The sequence below is a fragment of the Nocardia sp. X0981 genome (genome assembly GCF_977089955.1).
The window spans coordinates 1,537,273-1,559,903 of record NZ_OZ372435.1; the positions used below are offsets into that span (position 1 = coordinate 1,537,273).

18 protein-coding genes are annotated in these 22,631 nt (G+C 67.1%); 10 read left to right on the forward strand and 8 right to left on the reverse strand.

What is annotated here, in order from left to right:
• Positions 1 to 51: 51 nt before the first annotated feature.
• Positions 52 to 816: a lysophospholipid acyltransferase family protein gene (locus ACYR7D_RS06765; RefSeq protein WP_459548766.1), complete on the reverse strand. Its 765-nt coding sequence runs from the start codon at positions 814 to 816 to the stop codon at positions 52 to 54.
• A gap of 116 nt (positions 817 to 932) precedes the next feature.
• Between ACYR7D_RS06765 and ACYR7D_RS06770 the strand changes: the two genes are divergently transcribed.
• Genes ACYR7D_RS06770 through hemC form a run of 3 tightly spaced genes read left to right on the forward strand, consistent with a single transcriptional unit; the run spans position 933 to position 4,510 of the window.
• The gene (locus ACYR7D_RS06770) at positions 933 to 1,907 is read left to right on the forward strand and encodes a hypothetical protein (RefSeq protein ID WP_459548767.1); all 975 of its coding nucleotides are present in this window, start codon (positions 933 to 935) and stop codon (positions 1,905 to 1,907) included.
• 44 nt (positions 1,908 to 1,951) lie between these two features.
• Positions 1,952 to 3,529, forward strand: a complete 1,578-nt coding sequence (locus ACYR7D_RS06775) for a Rieske 2Fe-2S domain-containing protein (RefSeq protein ID WP_459548768.1) — start codon at positions 1,952 to 1,954, stop codon at positions 3,527 to 3,529.
• Positions 3,530 to 3,583: 54 nt separating this feature from the next.
• A complete protein-coding gene (gene hemC, locus ACYR7D_RS06780; protein WP_459548769.1) occupies positions 3,584 to 4,510 on the forward strand; it encodes a hydroxymethylbilane synthase in 927 nt (308 codons plus the stop codon).
• Here the strand turns inward: hemC and ACYR7D_RS06785 are convergent.
• The 6 genes from ACYR7D_RS06785 to ACYR7D_RS06810 form a co-directional block, all read right to left on the reverse strand.
• On the reverse strand, positions 4,488 to 5,354 hold the full coding sequence (locus ACYR7D_RS06785) for an MFS transporter (RefSeq protein WP_459548770.1): 867 nt from the start codon (positions 5,352 to 5,354) through the stop codon (positions 4,488 to 4,490). The genes hemC and ACYR7D_RS06785 overlap by 23 nt on opposite strands.
• A 61-nt stretch (positions 5,355 to 5,415) precedes the next feature.
• On the reverse strand, positions 5,416 to 6,165 hold the full coding sequence (locus ACYR7D_RS06790) for a hypothetical protein (protein WP_459548771.1): 750 nt from the start codon (positions 6,163 to 6,165) through the stop codon (positions 5,416 to 5,418).
• Entirely contained in the window at positions 6,162 to 7,826 is a 1,665-nt protein-coding gene (locus ACYR7D_RS06795; RefSeq protein ID WP_459548772.1) for an ABC transporter family substrate-binding protein, read from the reverse strand. Before ACYR7D_RS06795 ends, ACYR7D_RS06790 begins: the two co-directional genes overlap by 4 nt.
• Positions 7,823 to 9,751 (reverse strand): ABC transporter ATP-binding protein, encoded by a 1,929-nt coding sequence (locus tag ACYR7D_RS06800; protein ID WP_459548773.1) that lies wholly within the window; start codon positions 9,749 to 9,751, stop codon positions 7,823 to 7,825. Before ACYR7D_RS06800 ends, ACYR7D_RS06795 begins: the two co-directional genes overlap by 4 nt.
• A 14-nt stretch (positions 9,752 to 9,765) precedes the next feature.
• A complete protein-coding gene (locus ACYR7D_RS06805; RefSeq protein WP_459548774.1) occupies positions 9,766 to 10,737 on the reverse strand; it encodes an ABC transporter permease in 972 nt (323 codons plus the stop codon).
• Positions 10,738 to 10,795: 58 nt separating this feature from the next.
• Positions 10,796 to 11,773, reverse strand: coding sequence for an ABC transporter permease (locus ACYR7D_RS06810; RefSeq protein WP_459548775.1), 978 nt, complete (start codon positions 11,771 to 11,773; stop codon positions 10,796 to 10,798).
• A 129-nt stretch (positions 11,774 to 11,902) separates the two neighbouring features.
• Between ACYR7D_RS06810 and ACYR7D_RS06815 the strand changes: the two genes are divergently transcribed.
• A complete protein-coding gene (locus tag ACYR7D_RS06815; RefSeq protein ID WP_459548776.1) occupies positions 11,903 to 12,763 on the forward strand; it encodes an HAD family hydrolase in 861 nt (286 codons plus the stop codon).
• Between the two features lie 129 nt (positions 12,764 to 12,892).
• Here ACYR7D_RS06815 and ACYR7D_RS06820 read toward each other — a convergent pair whose 3' ends face one another.
• Complete coding sequence (locus ACYR7D_RS06820; RefSeq protein WP_459548777.1) at positions 12,893 to 15,199, reverse strand: N-acetylmuramoyl-L-alanine amidase; 2,307 nt, start codon at positions 15,197 to 15,199, stop codon at positions 12,893 to 12,895.
• Between the two features lie 336 nt (positions 15,200 to 15,535).
• Here ACYR7D_RS06820 and ACYR7D_RS06825 point away from each other — a divergent pair, with 336 nt between their 5' ends.
• The 6 genes from ACYR7D_RS06825 (at position 15,536) to ACYR7D_RS06850 (ending at position 22,631) form a co-directional block, all read left to right on the forward strand.
• Positions 15,536 to 17,077: an LGFP repeat-containing protein gene (locus ACYR7D_RS06825; RefSeq protein ID WP_459550055.1), complete on the forward strand. Its 1,542-nt coding sequence runs from the start codon at positions 15,536 to 15,538 to the stop codon at positions 17,075 to 17,077.
• Between the two features lie 84 nt (positions 17,078 to 17,161).
• Positions 17,162 to 17,935, forward strand: a complete 774-nt coding sequence (locus ACYR7D_RS06830; RefSeq protein WP_459548778.1) for a MerR family transcriptional regulator — start codon at positions 17,162 to 17,164, stop codon at positions 17,933 to 17,935.
• A gap of 141 nt (positions 17,936 to 18,076) precedes the next feature.
• Positions 18,077 to 18,730 (forward strand): hypothetical protein, encoded by a 654-nt coding sequence (locus ACYR7D_RS06835; RefSeq protein WP_459548779.1) that lies wholly within the window; start codon positions 18,077 to 18,079, stop codon positions 18,728 to 18,730.
• A gap of 171 nt (positions 18,731 to 18,901) precedes the next feature.
• Positions 18,902 to 20,131, forward strand: coding sequence for a UDP-galactopyranose mutase (gene glf / locus ACYR7D_RS06840; protein WP_459548780.1), 1,230 nt, complete (start codon positions 18,902 to 18,904; stop codon positions 20,129 to 20,131).
• Positions 20,128 to 22,059, forward strand: coding sequence for a glycosyltransferase (locus ACYR7D_RS06845; RefSeq protein WP_459548781.1), 1,932 nt, complete (start codon positions 20,128 to 20,130; stop codon positions 22,057 to 22,059). Before glf ends, ACYR7D_RS06845 begins: the two co-directional genes overlap by 4 nt.
• A 5-nt stretch (positions 22,060 to 22,064) precedes the next feature.
• Positions 22,065 to 22,631, forward strand: a complete 567-nt coding sequence (locus ACYR7D_RS06850) for a phosphatase PAP2 family protein (RefSeq protein WP_459550056.1) — start codon at positions 22,065 to 22,067, stop codon at positions 22,629 to 22,631.

Below are 22,631 nucleotides of genomic sequence, written 5' to 3' on the forward strand. Positions count from 1 at the left end.
CCTGCTCGCTACCCGCTCCCGATACCTTCCCCGCCCGCGGTGGATCGTGCGCTACACGCCGATGTCGTCACCGGGGTCGGACCGTCTTCCCGCGGCTCGCTGCGCCGCCTCGGCGGCGTCCATGGCATCGGCTTCTTCCAGAGTAGGGGCACTACCGCCGAGGCGGGCGGGAACCCAGTAAGCGCCGGGCTCGTGTACGTAGTTCTCCTGCAACCCGTGCAGCAGCCGCTCCATGGTCGCCTTCAGCTCGGCGGTCAGATCGGCGGCGGGCTCGTACGGCTGGATCGGTTCGCCGACGGCGATGGATATCGGGGTGCCGGTCCGGCCCAGCCGTTTCGGGTGCCCCTTGGTCCATACGCGCTGCGCGCCCCAGATGACGATCGGAACGATTGGTACCCCGGCTTCGAGGGCCATCCGGGCGGCACCGGATTTCAACTCCTTGATCTCGAAACTCCGGCTGATGGTCGCCTCGGGGTAGACGCCCACGAGTTCACCGCGGCGTAGATAGTCGACCGCTGCCTGGTAGGAGTCGGCGCCGGCGGCGCGGTCGACCGGAATATGCTTGAGCGCCCGCATGATCGGGCCCGAGATCTTGTTCTCGAAGACGTCGTGTTTGGCCATGAACCGGATGTAGCGCTTGGGTGTACGCGCCGGCAGGCCCGCGTAGGTGAAGTCCATGTACCCGGTGTGATTGACCGCCAGGACCGCACCACCGGTGGGGGGGATGTTCTCGTCGCCGGTGACGGTGAATTTCAGGCCTTGGAGGAAGAAGACGGTCCGGGCCAGGCCGATGATCGTCCGGTAGACGGGTTCCACAATTCCGCTAGCGTAGTCGCTGCCATGATGATCGGCAGCGCCCGGCCCGCCGTGCGCCCGGTCTCCGGGACGGGGTTCGCCCGGCCGGTGTCGAACAGGCATGTACCGCAGGAAAGGTGATCGTCGAAGTGGAACGCGCCCGCTCCGTCCCGTTGCGCCGAACCGGCAGCGCTGCCGCATCGCGGCGGAGGCGTGAGGTTTCCGCGAACGTGCCGGGCAACGCCCGGACCGGGCGGCGGGGCCGGGTCCGGTCGGTCGCCGCCGGGCTGGCGGCGGCCGGGATGCTGCTGAGCGCGGGGTGCGATTCGGTGTCCGGGATTCCGGGTGACGATCCGGGGCCGGCGCGCTCGGCGCCGGAGCCCGGGACCACCACGGATATCGCCACCCCCGTGAGCCCGCCCGAGCCCGCGCTGCCGCCGGTGCCCGCGGACGCGCCGCCGGTCGGCGCGGTACCGGGGGTGCCCGCGGCCGTACCCGCGCTGCAACGTTTCGCCGCCGACCTGAGTACCGGTGATCTCACCGTTCTGCAGCAGAAGTGCTGGACCATCCCACCGCTCACCGTGCAGAACATGTACGCCGACCCCGATGCCGTCCTGAGCGCTCTCGCCGAGCCGGGAGCGGCCTCGGACGGGATGCTCACCTGGACGGACGGGGTGACCACTGTCACCGTCGAGGAACACCAGGTGTCCTCCGGATACGCCTGTGGCCGCGTGTACTCCGCGGGTGTGGAACCCGGCTACGACGCCGCCGACGCTCGCCACACCGTGCGCCGCTACCTCGCCCGCCTCACCGGCCGGCCTCTCGACCCCGCCGATCAGGAAGCCGATCATCCGCTGATCTGCCCGGCCGAGCCGGCCACCTGGGATCCGGAGGGCAGCGGCGCGCCCGTTTCCGCGCCGCTGGCGAACGATCCGGGTACGCTCACCGGAATCATCGGATTCACCGATCAGCAGATCAGTTCCGAGCAGCTCACGGTCGGTTATATGGCCGTGGACGTACCGGTGACGAATGCCTCCGGGGTCACACAGAACCGGACATTCCTCCTTTTCGAAGGTGACGAGGGCTACTGCATCGGGGATATTTCGGCCTGACCCACTACCCTGGAGGGCCGTAAACGGTCAGGAGGAGCGAGCTCGTGCAGATCACCAGCGTCGGACATGCGGGATTCCATATCCGGACCGCGGCCGGGACCATTCTTTGCGATCCCTGGGTGAACCCCGCGTACTTCGGATCCTGGTTTCCTTTCCCGGACAACACCCAGCTCGACTGGGAGGAACTGGGCAACTGCGATTTCCTCTACGTTTCCCACCTGCACCGCGATCATTTCGACGCCGCGCATCTGGCCGAGTACGTGAACAAGGACGCCACCGTCCTGCTGCCCGACTACCCGGTGCCGGATCTGCGGCGTGAGCTGGAGAAACTCGGTTTCCACAAATTCTTCGAAACCGAGGATTCGGTCAAACACACGGTGACCGGCGCCATGGGCACCGGCGGCGGCGATCCCGCGGCCGAACTGGAGATCATGATCGTCGCGTTGCGTGCTCCCGCGGACGGGCCCATCGGCGATTCCGGACTGGTGGTCTCCGACGGCGAAACCACCTGCTTCAATATGAACGACGCCCGGCCCGTCGATATGGATGTGCTGCACGAGGCCTTCGGCAAGATCGATATCCATCTGCTGCAGTATTCGGGTGCCATCTGGTACCCGATGGTCTATGACATCCCGGCGCGCACGAAATCGAATTTCGGCAAACAGAAGCGGCAGCGCGGAATGGACCGGGCGCGCAGTTATATCGATCAGGTGGGCGCCACCTGGGTTGTTCCCTCGGCCGGCCCGCCGGTTTTCCTCGACGACGAACTGCGCTACCTCAACGACGATCGCGGTGACGAGGGCAATATCTTCCCCGACCAGATGGTCTTCCTCGAACAGATGCGTGAGCACGGTCACGACCGCGGCCTGCTGATGGTGCCGGGGTCGGTGGCCGATGTACGCGGCGCCGAACTCGAGCTCAGCCACCCCTACGATCCGGCCACCATCTGGAGCGACAAGGCCGCCTATATCGAGAAGATGGCGCAGCGCCTGGCACCGGTACTGGTGGCGGAGAAGAAGACCTGGGCGCCCGCCGAAGGGGAGCCGCTGCTCGAACCGCTGCGTGAGCTCTTCGAACCGATCATGGCGCAGAGCGATCTGATCTGCGACGGGATCGGCTACCCGGTGGGTCTGGTCATCGGGGAGGAGACCGTGGTCCTGGACTTCCCGAAGCGGTCGGTGCGTGCCCCGCTCGCGGGTGAGGGCCGGTACCGCTACGGTTTCCGGATCGCGCCGGAACTGGTGCGCACCGTACTGCGCGACCGGGAACCGGACTGGGTGAACACCATTTTCCTGTCCACCCGTTTCCAAGCATGGCGGATCGGCGGCTACAACGAATACCTCTACACCTTCTTCAAATGCCTCACCGACGAGCGCATCGCCTACGCCGACGGCTGGTTCTCCGAGGCGCACGATGATTCGGCCTCGGTAGAGGTGGCCGGCTGGGAGATCCAGCGGCGGTGCCCGCACCTGAAGGCCGACCTGTCGAAATTCGGTGTGGTGGAAGGCAACACGCTGACCTGCAATCTGCACGGCTGGCAGTGGGATCTCGAATCGGGCCGGTGCAAAACCTCCAAGGGGCACGAACTGCGCTCCCGGAAGATCGACGAACCCGCGAGCTGATCCGGAAACCACCGCGCCGCCGAGTGCGATATTCGGCGGCGGTAGAGTCGGCGCATGGCTTCGCGCATCATCCGGGTCGTGACCCGGGCCAGCCCCATGGCAGTAGCTCAGGCCGAACGGGTAGCGGACGGTCTGGCCCGGTTCGGAGCGGAAACCGAACTGGTCAAGGTAACCGCTGCCGGTGACCGCTGGATGGGGGATCTGGCGAAGCTCGGGGGTAAAGGGGCGTTCGTCAAAGAGATCGATGACGCGCTGCTCGAGGATCGAGCCGATCTGGCGGTGCACTGCCTGAAGGACATCCCTGGAGATATCCCGATTCCCGAGGGTATCGCCTTCGCGGGCTTCCCCGCCCGCGACGATGTGCGCGACGCGATCATCACCAAGGACGGCCGGCCACTGGCCGAACAGCCACCCGGGACCGTGGTCGGTACCAGTTCGGTGCGCCGGGCCGCGCAGCTGCGTCTGCACTATCCGGGGCTGGTGATGAAACCGCTGCGCGGGAATATGAACACCCGGCTGCAACGCCTCGAAGACGGGTACTGCGATGTGCTGATCGCGGCGGTAGCCGGGATGCACCGGATCGGTTCCGAAGACCGGATCACCGAGATCCTGCCGATCGAGGTGATGTGCCCGCCGATCGGCGCCGGTGTTCTCACGCTCGCCTGCCGCGCCACCGACGACGAGGTCCGCGAACTGGCCGGGCGCCTCGACCATGCCGAGACCCGCCGGGTGGCCGACGCCGAACGCGCCATGCTGCACGCCCTCCAGGGTCACTGCAATTCGCCGATCGCCGGGGTATGCGTGACCGAACCCACCGGTCGGCTCTCGCTGCGCGGCAAGGTTTTCGACCTCGACGGCACCCGCTGGCTGGACGCCCACCACTGGGGTGTGCCGGAGGATCCGCAGGCGCTGGGGTTCTTCGTCGGCTCCGATCTGCTGCGTCAGGGTGCCCGCGCGCTCATCGACTCCATCCCGCACTGAGAATCGCTGAGATCTCCCACGGGAGACGGTTCGATAAACGGTGGCCTGGAATTCCCGGGGTGTGCGTTCCTGCCATATCGCGGTCAGCGGGGCGTTCGTCAGCTGCACCGAAGCGTTGCGCGCCACAGCGCACAGCATCCACAACCACGGAATGGATACCAGCACCAGCGTTATCCGGCCGGCCAGCGTGCCGAGCAGGACGGCCCCGCAGATCAACCACCGCCGCCGGTGAGGCCGAGGTGTAGACGAGTGCTCCCAATGCCGGGCCGGTGATGGTGGGCAGACTTTCGATGAGGGAGGTCGTACCGTTGACTCGGGTCAGGTCCGCTTCCGGCCGCATCAGGCGAACCGTTGCCGCCATGGTCACCGACAGAACGGCGTTGATGAAACCGGAGAGAGCGACGAGGGCGAGTACCAACGGCAGCCAGGCCGCGGCCCCCTGCCAGGCGACGGTGGCCCAGGCCAGCGATGCGGCGGTGCCCGCGGCGGCGATATTGCCCACGAGCAGTACCCCGCGCCGCGGAAAACGGTCCGAAATCGCTCCCGCCAGCGGGGCCAGGTAGATACCGCTCATTGCGGCGGCAGCCGTGGTCGCGGCCAGGGCCGACGTGCTCTTCGTCGCCGAATACGTGGTCATGGCCAACGCGAACGATCCGGCGCTCGAACCGGCCAGTGACAGCAATTGCCCGCCCCAGAGCGCGGCGAACGTCCGGGCGGAGGTGCCGCCGCCCTCGGTGGTCGTCGTCTCGCGATGGTCGTGCCGCATCCCTACCCCCGATACTCGGCCGATGTCGGCACCGCGAGCGCGGTGACCACTTCCGCTGACTTCGACGCCAACGGTCACGGTGCGGTTCCATCGGGCCGAAATATGCGTGGAACCGCGTACCGTCCCTTCGGATATGCGGTCAGCTCGGGTCCGACCCGCGGATCGCCGACAGCCACACCGCTACCGCCGCCGTGACGCAACAGCATCCGGTGAAAGCGGGCAGTCCGCCGCCCATCACGTACACCCACAGCAACCCGGTGAACGGTGCGGCCACCGCCGGCTGAGCGTCGAGGAGCAGGCGGCGCCGGATTCTCGCCGCCGTCCTCGCCCGTGCGCCGGCGCCGGGATCCGGGCGCGAGGAGTTGTCGAGCAGCCGCCCGGGCGGCTCGTCGCCGCACAGCCGGCCCGCGGGGAGAAGCCGCAGCTCGCGGCCCGCATCCGCCGGTTCGCCGACTGCCGAGCCGGGAGAACGCGGCGGTGAACCCGCCGCGGCGTCTTCCGCTGCGGGGCGGGACTCGCGGACCGTTATACCTCGGCGGCCGAATTCGGCCGTACCCCCGATGAATCCGACCAGTTCGGGGGTGAAGAAGACCGGTAACCAGTGCGTCCTACCGCCGTCTCGCAGTTCCAGCCAGGACCTGCTCCGCAGCCGATGTTCCTGGCGTACACGCCGCACCGCTACCGGGCGGCCGGCGGGGAGCTCGTACGCAACGGTTCCGAACGCCACCGCGAGCTGGTAACCGGTGTAGACCACGATCGCCACCCCCACGACGATCAGCGCGCTGAGCTGGTCCGGATCGGCGAACGGCGCCCACGCGAAGGTTATCGCGAGGGCGCCGGTCGTCACTGCGAGCGGATAGGCCAGGGGATGGCCCGATCCGGAGATCACTTCAGGAAGCCGACTTTCGTGTAGTCGGGCGAGGCCAGACCGAAGGCGCCCCAGTTGGCGACCTCGTCGCGCTGCGCCACCGTGCCCGGCGACTGGGTGAGGGGGAGAGAATGCACCTCTTCGAAGATCATCCGGTCGGCCTGGTTGGCGAGTTCGATCGCCTTCTGCGGATCGAGTTCCGAGATGGTCTGCTCGATCAGGGCGTTGAGTTCCGGCGAACCGATGCGGCCCTTGTTCGACAGCGGCATCTCGGGGTTGTACGCGTAGATCTGCGGCAGGGCGCTGAGCGGGAGCACGCTACCCTGCCAGCTGAACTGGGCGATATCGAAATTGCCCGGATCGATGATGTCGGTGAAGAGTCCTTGGCCGGGGTAGGTTTCGATTTCGAGCTTGACCCCGATCGCGGCCAGGTTCTGCTGCGCGATCTTGGCGGTCTGCACCCAGAGATCCTGCTGGAACATGACGTCGCGCAGAACCAGCGGGCGCCCGTCCTTCATCCGGACGTCTCCGTTCAGCTTCCAGCCGAGTTCATCGAGTTCCCGGGCGGCCTGTTCGGGGTTGTAGGCGACGACACCGGCGTTGTCCTGATACCCCTTCTGGCCCTCCATGTAGATGTGGTTGTTCAGCGGTTTCGGCTCCGCTACGACACCGAGCTGGGTGGCCGAGGCGATGGCCTGGCGATCGATCCCCTTGGCGATCGCGCGCCGCAGCGCCGGATCCTCGAGGATGGACCCCGGGGCACCGTTGAAGGTGAAATGGGAGAAGCGCGGCAGCGGTGTCCGCAGTACCTGGACCCCGGGGGTGTTCCGGGCGGTGGTCACTTCGGCGATTCCGGAGATATCCGAGGAGTCGAGTTCGTTGTTCTGCACGGCGGCGATACGCGCCGGAATATCGAGTGCGCTGTAGGTGACGGTGTCGAGTTTGGGCGTATCTCCCCACCACCGCGGGTTACGGCCGAGAGTGATCCGGTTCTGCGCCCGGTCGATATTCGTGATCAGGAAGGGACCCGCGCTCAGCGGCATACCGCTGCGGTAGAAATCGTCGAACGCCTGCGGCGTGGCGGTGGCGACCTTCGGCAGCAGCAGGCCGAACATGCCCTGCCATTCGGCATAGTGTTTGTCGAACGTGACCACGGCCTGCCGGTCGTCCACGCCCCGCTCCACTTTTTCCACCCGGTCGAAACCGGAGGTGGACGCGATCTGGAAGTTGGGGTCCTTCCCGCTCTGCGCGCGTGCCTGCGAGGCGAGGTCTTCCCAGGTGATCGGTGTCCCGTCGGACCAGACGGCCGCCGGATTGATGGTGTAGGTGACGACCTGCGGATTGGTCTCGGTCAGCTGGATGTCGGTGAAGAATGTTGTATCGACGGACAACTCACCCTTGGCATCGGACCGGAACGGGCTGGGCAGGGTCCAGGACACGACCTCGGAGGTGTCCAGATCGCTGTCTACGTGCAGGGGGTTGAAGGTTTCGGGCATCGAGGAGATCGTCAACCGCAGGTTGCCGCCATCGCGGAGTTCGCTCGGGTCGCGTGGATTGATCTGGTTCTCGGTGCCGATGGCCACGTCTCCGGCATCGGTACTGTTCGCGCTGCACCCGCTCAGCAGTAAGCCGACCGCGGCGAGCGGCACCGCGAGGCGGATACCGACCGATCGAATCCTCATGAGACTTCCTTCCTGCTGGAGTTCGCCACCGAACCCTTACCACGCTCCACGACCGGAACCGGTACCGCTTCGATCAGCGACCTGGTGTAAGCATGCCGGGGCGCGTCGAAGATCTGCTCCGCCGGACCGCATTCGACGATCCGGCCTCGGTACATGACCGCGATATCGTGGGCGAGATTGCGTACCACCGACAGATCGTGGGAGACGAACAGGTACGACAGGCCACGGTCCGCCTGGAGGTCCCGTAGCAGGTTCAGCACACCGGCCTGAATGGAAACATCCAGTGAGGAGACCGGTTCGTCCAGGACCAGCAGTTCGGGGTCCAGCGCCAGCGCCCGGGCGATGCTGATGCGCTGTTTCTGGCCCCCGGAGAAATCGGCGGGATAGCGGTCGGCGTGTTCGGGTCGCAGGCCGACCTGGGTCAGCAGTTCCGGCACCCGGCGGGCGATATCGGCTCTGGAGCGGCCGTCGATGCGCAGTGGCTCGGCAATGGCATCGAATACCGGCAGCCGGGGGTCCAACGAAGCCGTCGGATCCTGGAAAACTATCTGCATCCTGCGCCGTAGCTCACGCTTCTGCGCTTTGGTCAGCCCGCCGGTCTCACGACCGAAGATCTCGATCGTGCCCGCCTGTGGTCGCTCCAGGCCCAGGATCTGTTCCAGCGTGGTGGATTTACCGGACCCGGATTCACCGACCAAGGCCAGGGTACGTCCCGCACGGACCTCGAAACTTATCCCGTCGACGGCCCTGACCTCGCCCTTACGGCGACGGAACACCACTCCGGAGGTGATGGGGAAGGTTTTGACCAGGTCCGATACCTTCAGCACCACATCGGGTTCGGTATCCGGGGCCGCTGCGTGGTCGGGCTCGGAGATATCGCGACGGTAGGCCTCGAACAGCTCCGCGGTACCCACTTCGCCGGTACGGAGGCAGGCGGCGCGATGGCCGGCCGTGGTTTCGGTGAGTGGTGGTTCGGACCGGCGGCACAGTTCGACGGAGACGGGGCAGCGGGGAGCGAAGGAACAACCCGGCGGCAGCGCGTGCATGGCGGGCGGCGCTCCGACGATGGGGATCAGCGGTGTCCGGGCGGGGCCGTCCATCCGGGGTATGGACCCGAGCAGACCGACGGTATAGGGCATCCGGGGTGTGGTGAAGAGTTCCCTGGTGGCCGCGGTCTCCACGATCCGGCCCGCGTACATCACCGCGACCCGGTCGGCGAGGGTGGCGGCGATACCCATGTCGTGGGTGATCATGATGACCCCCGCGCCGGTGATATCGCGCGCCTTGCGCAACAGGTTCAAGATCTGTTTCTGCACCGTCACATCGAGTGCGGTGGTGGGTTCGTCGCAGATGATCAGCGCCGGATCGTTGGCGATCGCCATCGCGATCACCACCCGCTGCCGCATCCCGCCGGAGAATTCGTGCGGAAAAGCCTTCGCCCGCAGCTCGGGGTCGGCGATACCCACGAGGTCGAGTAGTTCGACCGCGCGTTTTCCGGCTTCGGCCTTGCTCATACCGCCGTGCGCCAGCAGAGCTTCGGCTATCTGATCGCCGACCCGGTACACCGGTGTCAGCGCGGACAGCGGGTCCTGGAACACCATGCTCACCGAGCTGCCCCGGAGTGCGGACAGCTGCCGGTCGTCGAGCCCGAGCAGTTCCCGCCCGCGTAACCGGATCGATCCGGTGACCCGCGCCTGATCCGGTAGCAACCCCATGACGGCCAGCGAGGAAACCGACTTACCGGAGCCGGATTCCCCGACGATCGCCAGGACCTCACCGTCGGAAACCGAATAGTCCACCCCGCGTACAGCTTCGACGCGCCCTTCCTCGCTGGGGAAGGACACGCGCAGATCGGAGACCTCGAGCAGGGGCGCGTCCGGGCCGGACACGCTGGAATCCGGACTGTTCGTGACCGGCTGGGCCATCGTCGTGTCTCCCGTCATTTCCGCCGGCCCGCCGCGGGTGCACCGAGCTGTGCCCGCTGTGCCCGCCGGGCCTTCCGGGAGGGCCGCGACCGTGCGCGCGCGGCTCCCGGATCGAAGGCGTCGCGTAATCCGTCACCCACCAGATTCGCGCACAGCACCGTGGTTATCAGCAGCCCGCCGGAGAAGAGGAAGGTCCACGGATAGGTGAGTGCGGTATCGGTGCCGGCGGCGATCAGCGAACCCAGCGAGACATCCGGCGGTTGTACGCCGAACCCCAGGAAGCTCAAACCGGTCTCGGCCATGATGGAGGCGCCGACGGTGAGGGTGGTGTCGATGATGAGAATCGAGGCGATATTCGGCACGATGTGCTGGAGGATCACGGTCGGTGTCGAGGCACCCATGTACCGGGCCGCCCGGACGAATTCGCGGTCGCGCAGGCTCAGGGTCAGGCCACGTACGATCCGCGCACTGATCATCCACCCGAATACCGCGAGCAGGATTATCAGGAGCAGGATCGAGCCGCTGCCTTTGGTGCGGGGCGCGAACAGCGCGATGATGATGAAGCTCGGAACCACCAGCAGCAGGTCGACCAGCCACATGAGGGCGCGGTCGGTCCAGCCGCCCAGCAGCCCCGCGACCGCCCCGACCAATGCGGCGATAGTGGTCGAGATGATGGCCACGCAGAAGCCGATGATCAGTGATTTCTGCAGTCCACGCAGCGTTTGCGCGAGAACATCCTGACCGATCTGGGTGGTACCGAACGGATGCTGCGGGCTGGGCGGCTGCAGCAGCGCCGTGTAGTCGAGGTCCTGATAGTCGTAGGGCAGCAGGGGCGGTAGCGCGAAACCGGCGACGAAGAGCAGGATCAGCAGTGCCGCGCCGATCACTGCCGGCTTGTTGCGCAGAAAACGTTTCCAGACGAGTTTGCGCCGCCCCGATGCCGCGACCTCCGGTGCGCCCTGAACGATTATCTCGGCTTCGGTCATCGCGCCCCCCTATCGGTATCTGTGCGCCCGGCCGGGTGCGGGCGGGTCGGATCGAATCTCATCCCACACGAACCCGAGGATCGAGAAGTGCGTAGACGATGTCGGAGAGCAATCCCGAGATCAGTACCACCAGGCCCGCGAAGACGGTGATCGTCACCACGACATACACATCCTGCGCGTTGATGGAATCCACCAGCCATTCCCCGATCCCGTGCCAGCCGAAGATCTTCTCGGTGAATGTCGCGCCGGTGATCAGTCCACCCAGGCTGTAGGCGAACAGCGTCGCCATGGGGATGAGGGCGGTGCGCAGACCATGTTTGTACAGGGCCCGGCTCCGGGTCAGCCCTTTCGCGCGGGCGGTTCGGATGAAATCGCTCTGCAGCACATCGAGCATGGCATTGCGCTGGTAGCGGCTGTATCCCGCCATTCCGCCGAGAGCCAGTGTCAGCGTCGGGAGCACGAGATGCTGTAGCCGGTCGACCAGCTGCGCGCCGAGGCCTTCGATATGCCCGGCCGAGGTTTCGCCGGTATACAGCAGCACCTGCTGCCCGGCCATCGCGTTGATCTCGAGTGCGCCGTATTTCAGCAGGGTCGCGAGCAGGAAGACCGGGGTGGACAGAACCAGCAACGAGATCACGGTTGTGAAGTAATCGCTGAATCTGTATTGCCTGATCGCGCCCGCCGCGCCGATGAGAACACCCAGGACAGTGCCCACCACCGAGCCGAGAATCAGCAGTCGCAGGCTCACCGCCACCCGCCGCGGGAGCTCCTCGCTCACCGGCTGGCCGGCCAGGGTGGTGCCGAAATCGCCGCGTACGACGCCCGACATCCAGATCAGATAGCGTTGCGGAATCGGATCGTCGAGATGGAGTTGTTCGGCCTTCGCATCGATAACCGCCTGCGGGGGTCGCGGGTTGCGCTGTTCGAGGCTGTCCAGTGGGCGGAAGGTCAGCGAGGCGACGGTGAAGGTCAGGAAGGATGCCAGCAGCAACAGCACGACGTAGTTGAGTGCGCGTCGTAGCAGAAAGCCGGCCATCGTTCCCCTCGCGATCAGGTGTAGCCCCTGATCATAGGGAGCGTTGCCCGGGCATGCGCGATGGACGGCTCGCTGCGTGTTCGCCCGACGACGGGGACGCCCCCGGCGGGCGTGAGGCCACCCAGCAGAATGGAACGGGTGACCGCAACGCTGCAGACCCGACCCAAGCTGGTGGCCTCCGATGTGGACGGCACCCTGATCGACCCCTACGAGCGGGTCACGGAGCGCACCAAGGCCGTGGTCGGGGCGCTGGTCGCCGACGGCGTGCCGTTCGTACTGGCCACCGGTCGCCCGCCGCGCTGGATCGCGCCGGTGGTCGCCGGCCTGGGTTTCGCGCCGCTGTGTGTCTGCGGGAACGGCGCCGTGCTCTACGACGCCGACACCGATCAGGTGCTCGGCACCCATGCGCTGGATGTGGCGACGCTGGGCTGGCTCGCCGATATAGCGGAGAAGGCGCTTCCGGGGTGCGGACTGGCCGCGGAGCGGGTCGGCGCCACCGCCCACGACGCGGCGACCCCGCAATTCGTCAGCTCGCCCCAGTACGAGCACGCCTGGCTGAACCCCGATGACACCGCGGTGGCCCGCGACGAGGTCATCGATTCCCCGGCGATCAAAATGCTGATCCGGCTACCGGGCGCGCGCAGTGGCGATATGGCGGCCACGCTGGCGGCCCATATCGGTGACCGAGCGGATATCACCTGGTCCACCGATCACGGCCTGGTGGAGATCTCCGCCCCCGGTGTCACCAAGGCGCTGGGGTTGCGCACCATCGGTGTCCGGCTCGGGATCGATCCGGCCGAGATGATCGCCTTCGGTGATATGCCCAACGACATTCCGATGCTGCGCATGGTGGGGCACGGGGTGGCCATGGCCCACGCCCACCCGGAGGCCCTGGCCGCGGCCGACGAGATCACCGGGACGAATTCCGAGGACGGGGTGGCGCAGGTGCTGGAACGCTGGTGGCCGCAGGAGCGGAGCGGCTCTCGGTAGTACGGCCGCCGCGAGGCCGGTTCGCCTGCGGCTGTGCGGCGGTACGGGTCGGTGTGCGGGTCCGGATACACGGACGCCCCGCTCCTTGTCGCGGTGAGCGATGTGGAGCGGGGCGTTCGCGGTGTCGTATCAGGCAGCCGGAACCGGTGGCGAGGCGGCGGCTGCTCCGGGTACGGGCGACCGGGCGGGGCCGGCGGCCGGCGGTGGCTCAGGGGCCGGAGGCGGAGGCGCGGAGTTCGGTGCGGATGGGGGCGGGTGCGGTACGGATAGGGGTGGGTGCGGTGCGGAATAGGAGATCGCCGGTCCGGGCGGGGAAGGTGCGGGGATCTCCGGAGATGGGTCCGGTGCCGCGCCCGGTACCGCCGGTGATGCCTCCGGTATCGGAGGGGATGCGTCCGGTGCCGGGGGGAAGCCGTCTGGTACGGAGTGCGGGGCGTCCGAGGCTGCTCGATCGGGTCCGGGTGCCGCCGGAGGAGGGGTCGATTCCGCGATACCGGGTCCCGGTGGGGGAGCTGTGTCGGGAGCCGGGTTCGGAGCGTTCTCCGGTGCGGCCGACATCGCCTCCGCGGGTCCCGGCGCGGGTGCCGGAGCCGCTCCGGGCAGCGGATTCGAAGCCGCTTTGCCCGGTGCCGCACCGCTCTCGAGCTGTTCCTGATGAGTGTCGTTATAGGTTTTCCAGAACGTCGTGACGATATCGGTGGTCTGGTTCAGGACCAGCGAACCGTTCTGGAAATCGGCGCGCATTCCCTCCTCCACCGGATACGGGTTGCTCAGCGGCAGACCGAGCGCGCCCGCGTCGCCGCCGAGTTGCAGGAACCGGTCCAGGATCTTGCCGACCACCTCGTAGGCCCGGCCGTCCGGTGCGGTGTAGACGTAACCGTTCACGAATTTCGCGTACTGCTGGCCCTGTGTCGCCGGCAGCGGTTCCGAGGCGGCTTGGCCGAGGGGGCCGTCGGGTCCACCTTTGGACACCCAGTATTTGGCGATCAGATTCTCGTTGACCATGCTCAGCAGTTTCGAGGTGAGATCGGCCAGTGCCGCCAGATCCGAGCGGCTCGCCTGGCTGCGCGGGGACGGGGCACCGCTCACTTCACCCGAGGCGATGGTGCGGATCCGGTCCATCTGCGCGTATGCCGCGTCGCCCGGGCAGCTGGTGTTACCGACGTCGCGGTGGGCGAAGACGATCGGCAGGTGCACCTCCTCACCCAGCGCGTAGGGCGTGTATTCGGTGCCTTCGGAATACATGGTGGTGTAGCCGAGCGGATCGAGGCCGGCGATCCGCGCACGCCAGCCCACGAATCGGCCGGTGGCCTCGATCGAGGCGTCGGTGGGCCGTTCGACCTGGTAGTCGCCCATGATCGCGACACCGGAGGTGTTCTCGTTGAAACCGCCCGCGTGGGCGCCCTGAACCGGCTGATCGAGGCCGCCGTAGCGGCCTTCGAAGATCTGCCCGTACTTGTCGACCAGCGCGTTGTAGCCCATATCGCACCAGCCGAGGGTTTGCGAATGGTAGGCGTAGATGGCGCGGACGATACCGGCCGATTCCGCCCTGCTGTAGTCGTTGCGGCCCGCGGTGTGGTGGATGGTTATGCCGCCCAGGCCGTTGTCGTAGGTCGGCTCCTGACAGCGGATCGATTCGTCGGCGCCCCACTGGTTACGGGTGATGACCCGGGGTCCGCCTCCGGGCAGGGCGGCGGCGATGTTCTCGAGCTGGTCGTCGACCGCGCCGCGGCCCGGGTCGATCAGGATGGCGGTGAGGTCGGGAGGTGGCTGTTCGCCGCCTGCCGCGGCCGGAGTGGTTTCCGGGCCTCCGCCGGGGTTGCGCCGCGGCTCCCGGGTGACCAGTACCTGCACGGCGGTGGTGTTGCCGACGTAGATCGGGTCGGTTCCCGCGGGGTTGCCGGGCGCCACCCCGTCGGCGCCGTCGATCGGGCTGGCTTCGTACCATCGACCCCAGCTGCCGTCGGACTGTTTGGCGCGGACCATCACCGTGGTGCCGGCCAGATCGGGAGCGGTCAGCGCGACCATGCTGAACGGCTGTTCCCGGCTCAGTTCCTTGACCTGGGCGCCGACCGCGTCGATGAATTCCGGGGGGATCACGCCGGGGGTGAGGGCGGGTGTATCCGCGGACGGTGTCGCGCCGCCGCCGCCGGCGATGAGTCCCGGGGCGGTCGGGAGGTCGGGCAGACCCAGGGCGCGTAGATCGGACAGCCGCAGGTCGGGGAGGTCGAGTCCGGTGAGTTCGCCCAGTGGCAGCAGGGTGTCCGGGGCGTTCCGCAGGGCCAGCTCGGTGAGCTGGGGCGGTACGGCGGTGAGTTCCACTTGCTCGGCCGACTTGTCCGGAACCGAAATTCTCGGCGCGAGGATCGGACCCGCTACCGCAACGATCGCGACAACCGGCAGGACGTAGGAACGCTTCGGTTTGCGGTAGGGCACGAGCTTCTCCAATCAGGGTTGCAACCAGTGATCGGTGAGCAAGTCACACTTGCGTACTCGAGTCTCACGGATCACACTAGCCACATTCGGCACAATCTAAACCTGAGGTTGAGGCTTACCTGATCGCTCGAATGTAACTCCCGGAGCGTGGCCGGTCGAAACGACATGCCGACGTCGTGCCGAGTCAACAACTTCCGGGCAAACGATGGGAGTGTCTGGATGCCGTACCGAAACACCGCCACTCGTTCGAGAGTTCCACTGCGACTGAGGAACCCGCTGGTAAAGCGAGTTCTTCCGCCCTCCGTGGGGGCGCGAAGAACAAGACCCGGTCCGGTGATGGCCTGCGGGGCGACCGCTCTGCTCATCGGCGCGGGACTGCTCGCGCCCCCTGCCGGTGAGGTATACCGGATGGTTGCCGAGGCCGGACCGGGCCACGGTCGGGGCCTGAGCCAGCACGGCGCCCTGCACAACGCGCGCAACGGTCAGAATGCCGACCAGATCCTCGAGTACTACTACCCCGGCGCCGAGAGGGGCACCGTCGGCCCGGCCTCGGTCTCGGTTCGTCTACAGGCTCGTGACGGTGCCGACCTGGCTGTTTACGCCGAGAGCGGGGCGCGGGTGGCCGGCCGGGTACTGCAGCCCGGTGAAGCGGCCCGGTTGACACCGCTGGCGGACGGTGGCGCGCATGTCGTGGTCACCGAAGGCTGTGACGGCGCGGTGCTCTGGGAGACCTCCGTCGCCGACCCGTGGGTCTATCCCCTCGACCCCAACCCGGCCCGCCCGGCCGATCAGCATCTCACCCTCTGTGACGGGGGCGCGTATCGCGGTTCGCTGGGGGTGGCGGCCGAGAACGGGGAAGCGCGCACGGTCAACCGGGTGGATATCCAGGACTATCTGCTCGGAGTGGTCCCGGCGGAGATGCCGGCCGGCTGGTCGGCCGCGGCGCTCGAGGCGCAGGCCGTCGCCTCCCGCTCCTATGCCCTGGCCGAGGCCCGCTGGCCCTACGCCCAGACCTGCGATACCACCGATTGCCAGGTCTACAACGGCACCGAGAAGGAGGATCCGCGCACCACCGCGGCGGTCGAGGCTACGGCGGGCCGAGTGCTGTTACGTGAGGGCCGCATCCTGCGGGCCGAATACTCCGCGGCGCCCGACGGCGGCAGTCCGGCCGATATCCAGGCCTTCGACGTAGGGCCGACGCTCGCCGAACTCACGGTGGTCACGCCCGGACCGGGCGTGCCGCCACCGCACCCGGATATCACGACCGGGCTGCCGGAAACCACGCCGGCCCCGTCCTCCCCTGGCATCCCGCTTTCTCCGGAGGGGTCGAAATCCCGCGCGCCGGAAGGTGCCGTACCCGGATTCGGCGGATCGGTACCGCGCACCCCGGAGGGCAGCCTCCCGGTTCCCGGCGTCGCCCCGGGGGAGACCCCCTCGCCCATCGACACCGCTTATGCGGAGATGGGCGGAGCGCGCAGTGTGGTGGGTCTGCCGGTCACGCCGGAGATGCCGCTGCCGGAGGACGCCGGAAGTTACCGGTTGTACGAGAACGGTGTCATCGTCTACACCCCGGAGCTGGGCACCCAAGTGGTGGATTTCACCACGCTCATGCAGATGGTGCCGGGTCTCGACGAATCCGCGCCGGGCAATGTGGACCCCGGTATGAAGGCGGACGGCGTCGGGCCTGCCGAACCGGGCAGCACGGACGGGGCCGGTGCTGCCGGGACCCCCGCTCCGATCCCGGGGCGGATGGACGCGGGACGAGCCGTGCCGTCGGGCGGGCCGCGGATACGGAACGCCGACCACCCGGCCGCCGCGCCCGGTGCCCCCAAGATTCCCATGAGGGTGGAGGTGGTCGACCTGGCCCCGGCCGGGTAGTGATCCGCCGCGCACGCCTTGACCTTTACGTAGCGTCAACTTGCACGCTGGTGGTACCGACGCGATACGGAAGAGGTGGAGGTCGTGGGCGCGGGAACCCGCAACGGTGAATGGTCCATCCAGGATCTGGCGAAGGCGGCCGGCACCACCAGTCGTACGCTGCGCCACTACGGGCAGCTGGGGCTGTTGCCGCCGAGCCGGATCGGGGCCAACGGGTACCGCTATTACGACGAACACTCGCTGGTCCGCCTGCAGCGGATTCTGCTGCTGCGCGAACTCGGCGTGGGCCTGCCGGTGATCGGCCAGATCCTGGCAGGCGAACGCGATGCGATCACCGCGCTGCGCGCACAGCTGGAACTGCTGCGACAGGAACAGGACCGGATCCACCGCCGCATCGCCTCGGTACACACCACTTTGGACAAGTTGGAAAGAGGTGAACGACTCGTGGCGGCGGAAGTTTTCGAAGAATTCGACCACACGCAGTACAAGGACGAGGTGATCGAACGCTGGGGCACGGAAGCCTACGAGCGCGGCGACCGATGGTGGAGCTCGCTGACCCCCGCGCAGAAGCAGGAATTCCAGCAGACCCAGGCCGATATCGCCGCGGATTTCGGTCGTGCTCGTGCGGCGAGGCTGACTCCCGGGAGCCGGGAGGTGCAGGAGATCACCGCACGGCACTACGAATGGATGTCCGGCGGGTGGCAGGGCCGGCGGCCGGGCGCGAAGGAATTCGCGGGGATCGGCGAAATGTATGTCGCCGACGAACGTTTCGCGGTCAACTACGATCGGCACGGTGCGGGCACAGCGGAGTTGGTCCGGGATGCAATGAAGTACTACGCCGAACACAACCTCGAATGAATACCGATCGGTGATCCGGCGTCCGCACACGAACGAGTATGCGGACGTTCGTGTTTCACAGGGGGTGGAAGTGCGCGGGGCACGACGTGCGGTCCGGAGCGCGGTAGGGTTTCCGAAAATGACGATACAGGGGGAGGTCCCGTGAGTTATCCGTATGGTCAGCCACCGCAGCAGCCGGGTTACCCGGCGCCTGCTCCGTACCCGGGCCCCGGCTATCCCGCTCCCGGCCCGGCGTATCCCGCCGCGGGCCACCCGGCGCCCGGTGGGTACGGATATCAGGCCGCGCCCGGTGGTGGTACCGGAATCACCGCCGGAATTCTCGCGTTGCTCGGTGCCGTCTCCAGCGCGGGCCTGGCCGTGTCGATGTTCTTCCTCGCGGCGGCGACCTCCGAGAGCGCGCTGACCAGCGGTGCCGCTCTCGCCACCGGCGCCCGGCGGCGCAGCAGCAGCTCCAGCAGTAGTGGTAGCGGTACCGATATCGATATCGACTTCGGCATGGAAGGAATCGGCATCGTCTGGGGTATCGTCTACGCCGTTCTGTCGCTGATGCTGCTGACGGGTGGGATCATGCTGCTGCGGCGCAGCAATACCGGGCGGATCCTGGTGATCGTCGGCTGTACCGCGTTCGTGCTCGTCTCGATTTTCGCGCTCGGCGGCAGCATGTTCCTCGGTGGCGCCTTCGCCATCTTGACTCTGGTGCTGGCCGCGATCGGATCGACGAAGCAGTGGATAGACGCGGCGCGTATGCCCGCGGTGGCCGGTGGTTACGGGGCCGCCCCCTACGGATACCGCTGACCCCACGGCAGGTACTCGATATTCTCCCGTTCGCCGGGGCCGGGGATCCTCCCCGCCCCGGCGAACGCATATCCACGGCAGGTTCGGAGCGGGGGCCGCCTCACCAGGTGATATCGCCCACTCCCCGACTCCGACTGGCGCCGGGAAACGCTTCCGATACGCTGGGCACCCGTGACCGCCGCATCGTCTCCGGGTAACTCAGACAACAACGAACAGTTCGACCTGATCGTCGTCGGCTCCGGCTTCTTCGGGCTGACCGTCGCCGAGCGCAGCGCCAATCTATTGGGCAAAAGAGTCCTCGTATTGGATCGCCGCCCGCATATCGGCGGTAACGCCTATTCGGAGCCCGAACCGGAAACCGGTATCGAGGTGCACAAATACGGTGCGCATCTGTTCCACACCTCGAACAAGCGGGTGTGGGACTATGTCACACAGTTCACCGAGTTCACCGGATACCAGCATCGCGTTTTCGCCATGCACAAAGGTCAGGCCTATCAGTTCCCGATGGGGCTGGGCCTGGTCTCGCAATTCTTCGGACGTTATTTCACCCCGGACGAGGCGCGTGCACTGATCGCCGAGCAGGCCTCGGAGATCGAAACCTCCGATGCGCAGAACCTCGAAGAAAAAGCCATCTCGCTGATCGGCCGGCCGCTGTACGAGGCATTCGTCCGCGATTACACCGCCAAGCAGTGGCAGACCGACCCCAAGGAACTGCCCGCCGGCAATATCACCCGGCTCCCGGTCCGCTACACCTTCGACAACCGCTACTTCAACGACACCTACGAGGGGCTGCCCAAGGAGGGGTACACGAAGTGGCTGGAGAACATGGCCGCCAGTGACCTGATCGAGGTCCGGGTGAACACCGACTGGTTCGACGTCCGCGACGAGCTCCGCGCGCGGAACCCCGATGCCCCGGTCGTCTACACCGGCCCGCTGGACCGCTACTTCGACTACGCCGAGGGTGAGCTGGGCTGGCGCACCATCGACTTCGAGACCGAGGTACTGCCCATCGGCGATTACCAGGGCACCTCGGTGATGAACTACAACGACGCCGACCCGCCCTACACCCGGATCATCGAACCCCGCCATTTCCATCCGGAGCGGGACTACCCGGCGGACAAGACGGTCATCATGCGCGAGTACTCGCGTTTCGCCAAGACCGGCGACGAACCGTACTATCCGATCAACACCCCCGAGGACCGAGCGAAGCTGACCGCCTATCGCGCGCTGGCCAAACAGGAGACCGCCACGGCGAAGGTCCTGTTCGGCGGCCGCCTCGGCACCTACCAGTACCTGGACATGCACATGGCCATCGCGAGCGCGCTGAACATGTTCGACAATGTGCTGCGCCCGCATCTGGAGACGGGTGCGCCGCTGGCCGAGGAGAACAACGACGTATGACCTCTGCATCACTGGCGCACAATGTGTCGGCTACCCGCGCGAAATCACTGCTGCAACGGGTGATCCTGCCCCGCCCGGGTGAGCCACTCGATGTGCGGACCCTCTACCTGGAGGAATCGGCGACCAACGCGCGGCGCGCGCATGCCACCACCCGGACCTCGCTCTCGGTGGGCGCGGAATCCGAGGTGTCGTTCTGCACCTATTTCAACGCGCTGCCGGCCAGCTACTGGCGCCGCTGGAGCGTGCTCGACTCGGTGGTGCTGCGGCTGGAACTGGCCGGGCACGGCCGGGTGGACCTGTACCGGTCCAAGGCCGACGGCTCGCGGATCCATGTACAGGGCCGGGAGTTCGCGGTGGCGCCCGGGGCCGAATCGGTTTCGGTCGAGATGGAGGCCGATTTCGCTCCGTTCGAGGACGGCGGCTGGTTGTGGTTCGACATCACCACCGATACCGCGGTCACGCTGGTCTCCGGCGGCTGGTACGCGCCGGTCGAAGCGCCCGGGCAGGGGCGGATCGCGGTCGGTATGCCGACCTTCAACCGCCCCACCGACGCGGTGAAGACGCTGCGGGCCCTCGGGGCCGATCCGCTGGTCCTGCGGCAGATCGATGCCGTGATCATTCCCGACCAGGGCACCCGCAAGGTGGTCGACGAACCCGGTTTCGACGAGGCCGCCGCGGTGCTCGGGGACCGGCTCGCCATCCACGACCAGCCGAATCTCGGCGGATCCGGCGGTTACAGCCGGGTCATGTACGAGGCGTTGAAGACCACCAGCGCCGATTTCATCGTCTACATGGACGACGATATCGAGATCGAACCCGATTCGATCCTGCGCGCGCTGGCCTTCGCCCGTTTCGCGAAATCACCGGTACTGGTGGGCGGGCAGATGCTCAACCTGCAGGAACGCTCCCATCTGCATGTGATGGGCGAGGTCGTGGACCGCAATATCTTCATGTGGTCGGCGGCGCCGAACGTGGAATACGACCACGATTTCGCCAAGTACCCGCTGCGCGACCGGGACAATTCGAAACTTCTGCACCGCCGCATCGATGTCGATTTCAACGGCTGGTGGACGTGTGTGATCCCGCGGCAGGTCGCCGAACAGCTCGGCCAGCCGTTGCCGCTGTTCCTGAAATGGGACGACGCGGAATACGGGCTGCGGGCCCGGGAGGCCGGTTATCCCACGGTCACCCTGCCCGGCGCCGCGGTCTGGCATATGGCGTGGAGCGATAAAGACGACGCCATCGACTGGCAGGCGTACTTCCATCTGCGCAACCGGCTCGTGGTGGCCGCGCTGCACCAGCCGGGCAACGGGCGCGCCATGATCGCCAATACGGTCAAGGCCACCCTCAAGCATCTGCTCTGCCTGGAATATTCGACGGTCGCGATCCAGAATCTCGCCATCCGCGATTTCCTGGCCGGCCCACAGCGGCTTTTCGAACTGCTGCCGAGCGCCCTGGGCGCGGTACACGAACTGCGCAAACAGTATCCGGACGCGGTGATCCTGCCGTCCTCGACCGAACTTCCGCTGGCCAGCGGGATCGGTGTGGGTGCGGTGGGGGAGCCGGCCAACCCGCTGGCCAAGATCGTGCGGCTGGGCAAGGGCCTGCTGCACAATCTGCGCCCGGCCCATGAGGAACACCATGAGCGGCCCCAGTTGAACGTCCCCACGCTGGACGCGCGCTGGTTCCTGCTGTCCCAGGTGGACGGGGTCACCGTCACCACCGCCGATGGACGCGGCGTGGTGTACCGCAAACGCGACCCGCGCCAGGCGTACGGCCTGCTGCGTGAGGCTCTGCGCCTGCGCAAGGAGCTCGCCGAGCGGCTGCCGGAGATGCGGCAGCGGTACCGGGCCGCGCACGCGGAACTCACCGGCACCGCCGCATGGGAGAAGGTCTTCGGTATCGACAGCAGCGAGGAGCAGCGGTGAACGCGATGAACCCGAGCCTGCGGGATCCGGGCGCCGAACGCGCACCGGCCGAGGTCAAGATCATCGAGGCGGTCCAGGGCGCTATCGCGACCCCACCGGTGATCGCCGCGGCGCGGGGTATGTCGCATTTCGGTGAGCACGCGCTCGGCTGGATGGCCGTCGCGGCAATCGGTGCTCTCGCCGACAAACCGCGCCGTCGGCAGTGGGCCGGGGTCGCCGTCGGCGCCGTCGGTGCGCACGCGGCGTCCATCGTGATCAAGCGGATCGTCCGCCGGCCGCGCCCCCATGCGCCATCTGTGCAGGTCAACGTAGGTACACCGAGCAAACTGAGCTTTCCCTCCTCGCACGCGACCTCCACAACCGCGGCGGCGGTGCTGCTCGGAAAATTGACCGGACTACCCTTGCCTGCGGTGCTCGTACCGCCGATGTTGCTGTCCAGGGTCGTTCTCGGGGTTCACTACCCCTCCGATGTGCTCGCCGGTTCCGCGCTCGGCGCCGCGTCCGCCGCCGCCCTGCTCGCCGCCGAAAAGAGACTCGACAGTGACCGCACAAGACGAAAAGGCGCTGCCTGA

Bases quoted from the DNA above. Each gene is read 5' to 3' on its own strand.
- hemC (WP_459548769.1), top strand. From the start codon at position 3,584: ATGGCTTCGCGCATCATCCGGGTCGTGACCCGGGCCAGCCCCATGGCA.
- ACYR7D_RS06795 (WP_459548772.1), bottom strand. From the start codon at position 7,826: ATGAGGATTCGATCGGTCGGTATCCGCCTCGCGGTGCCGCTCGCCGCG.
- ACYR7D_RS06800 (WP_459548773.1), bottom strand. From the start codon at position 9,751: ATGGCCCAGCCGGTCACGAACAGTCCGGATTCCAGCGTGTCCGGCCCG.
- ACYR7D_RS06805 (WP_459548774.1), bottom strand. From the start codon at position 10,737: ATGACCGAAGCCGAGATAATCGTTCAGGGCGCACCGGAGGTCGCGGCA.
- ACYR7D_RS06810 (WP_459548775.1), bottom strand. From the start codon at position 11,773: ATGGCCGGCTTTCTGCTACGACGCGCACTCAACTACGTCGTGCTGTTG.
- ACYR7D_RS06815 (WP_459548776.1), top strand. From the start codon at position 11,903: ATGGAACGGGTGACCGCAACGCTGCAGACCCGACCCAAGCTGGTGGCC.
- ACYR7D_RS06825 (WP_459550055.1), top strand. From the start codon at position 15,536: ATGGCCTGCGGGGCGACCGCTCTGCTCATCGGCGCGGGACTGCTCGCG.
- ACYR7D_RS06845 (WP_459548781.1), top strand. From the start codon at position 20,128: ATGACCTCTGCATCACTGGCGCACAATGTGTCGGCTACCCGCGCGAAA.
- ACYR7D_RS06850 (WP_459550056.1), top strand. From the start codon at position 22,065: ATGAACCCGAGCCTGCGGGATCCGGGCGCCGAACGCGCACCGGCCGAG.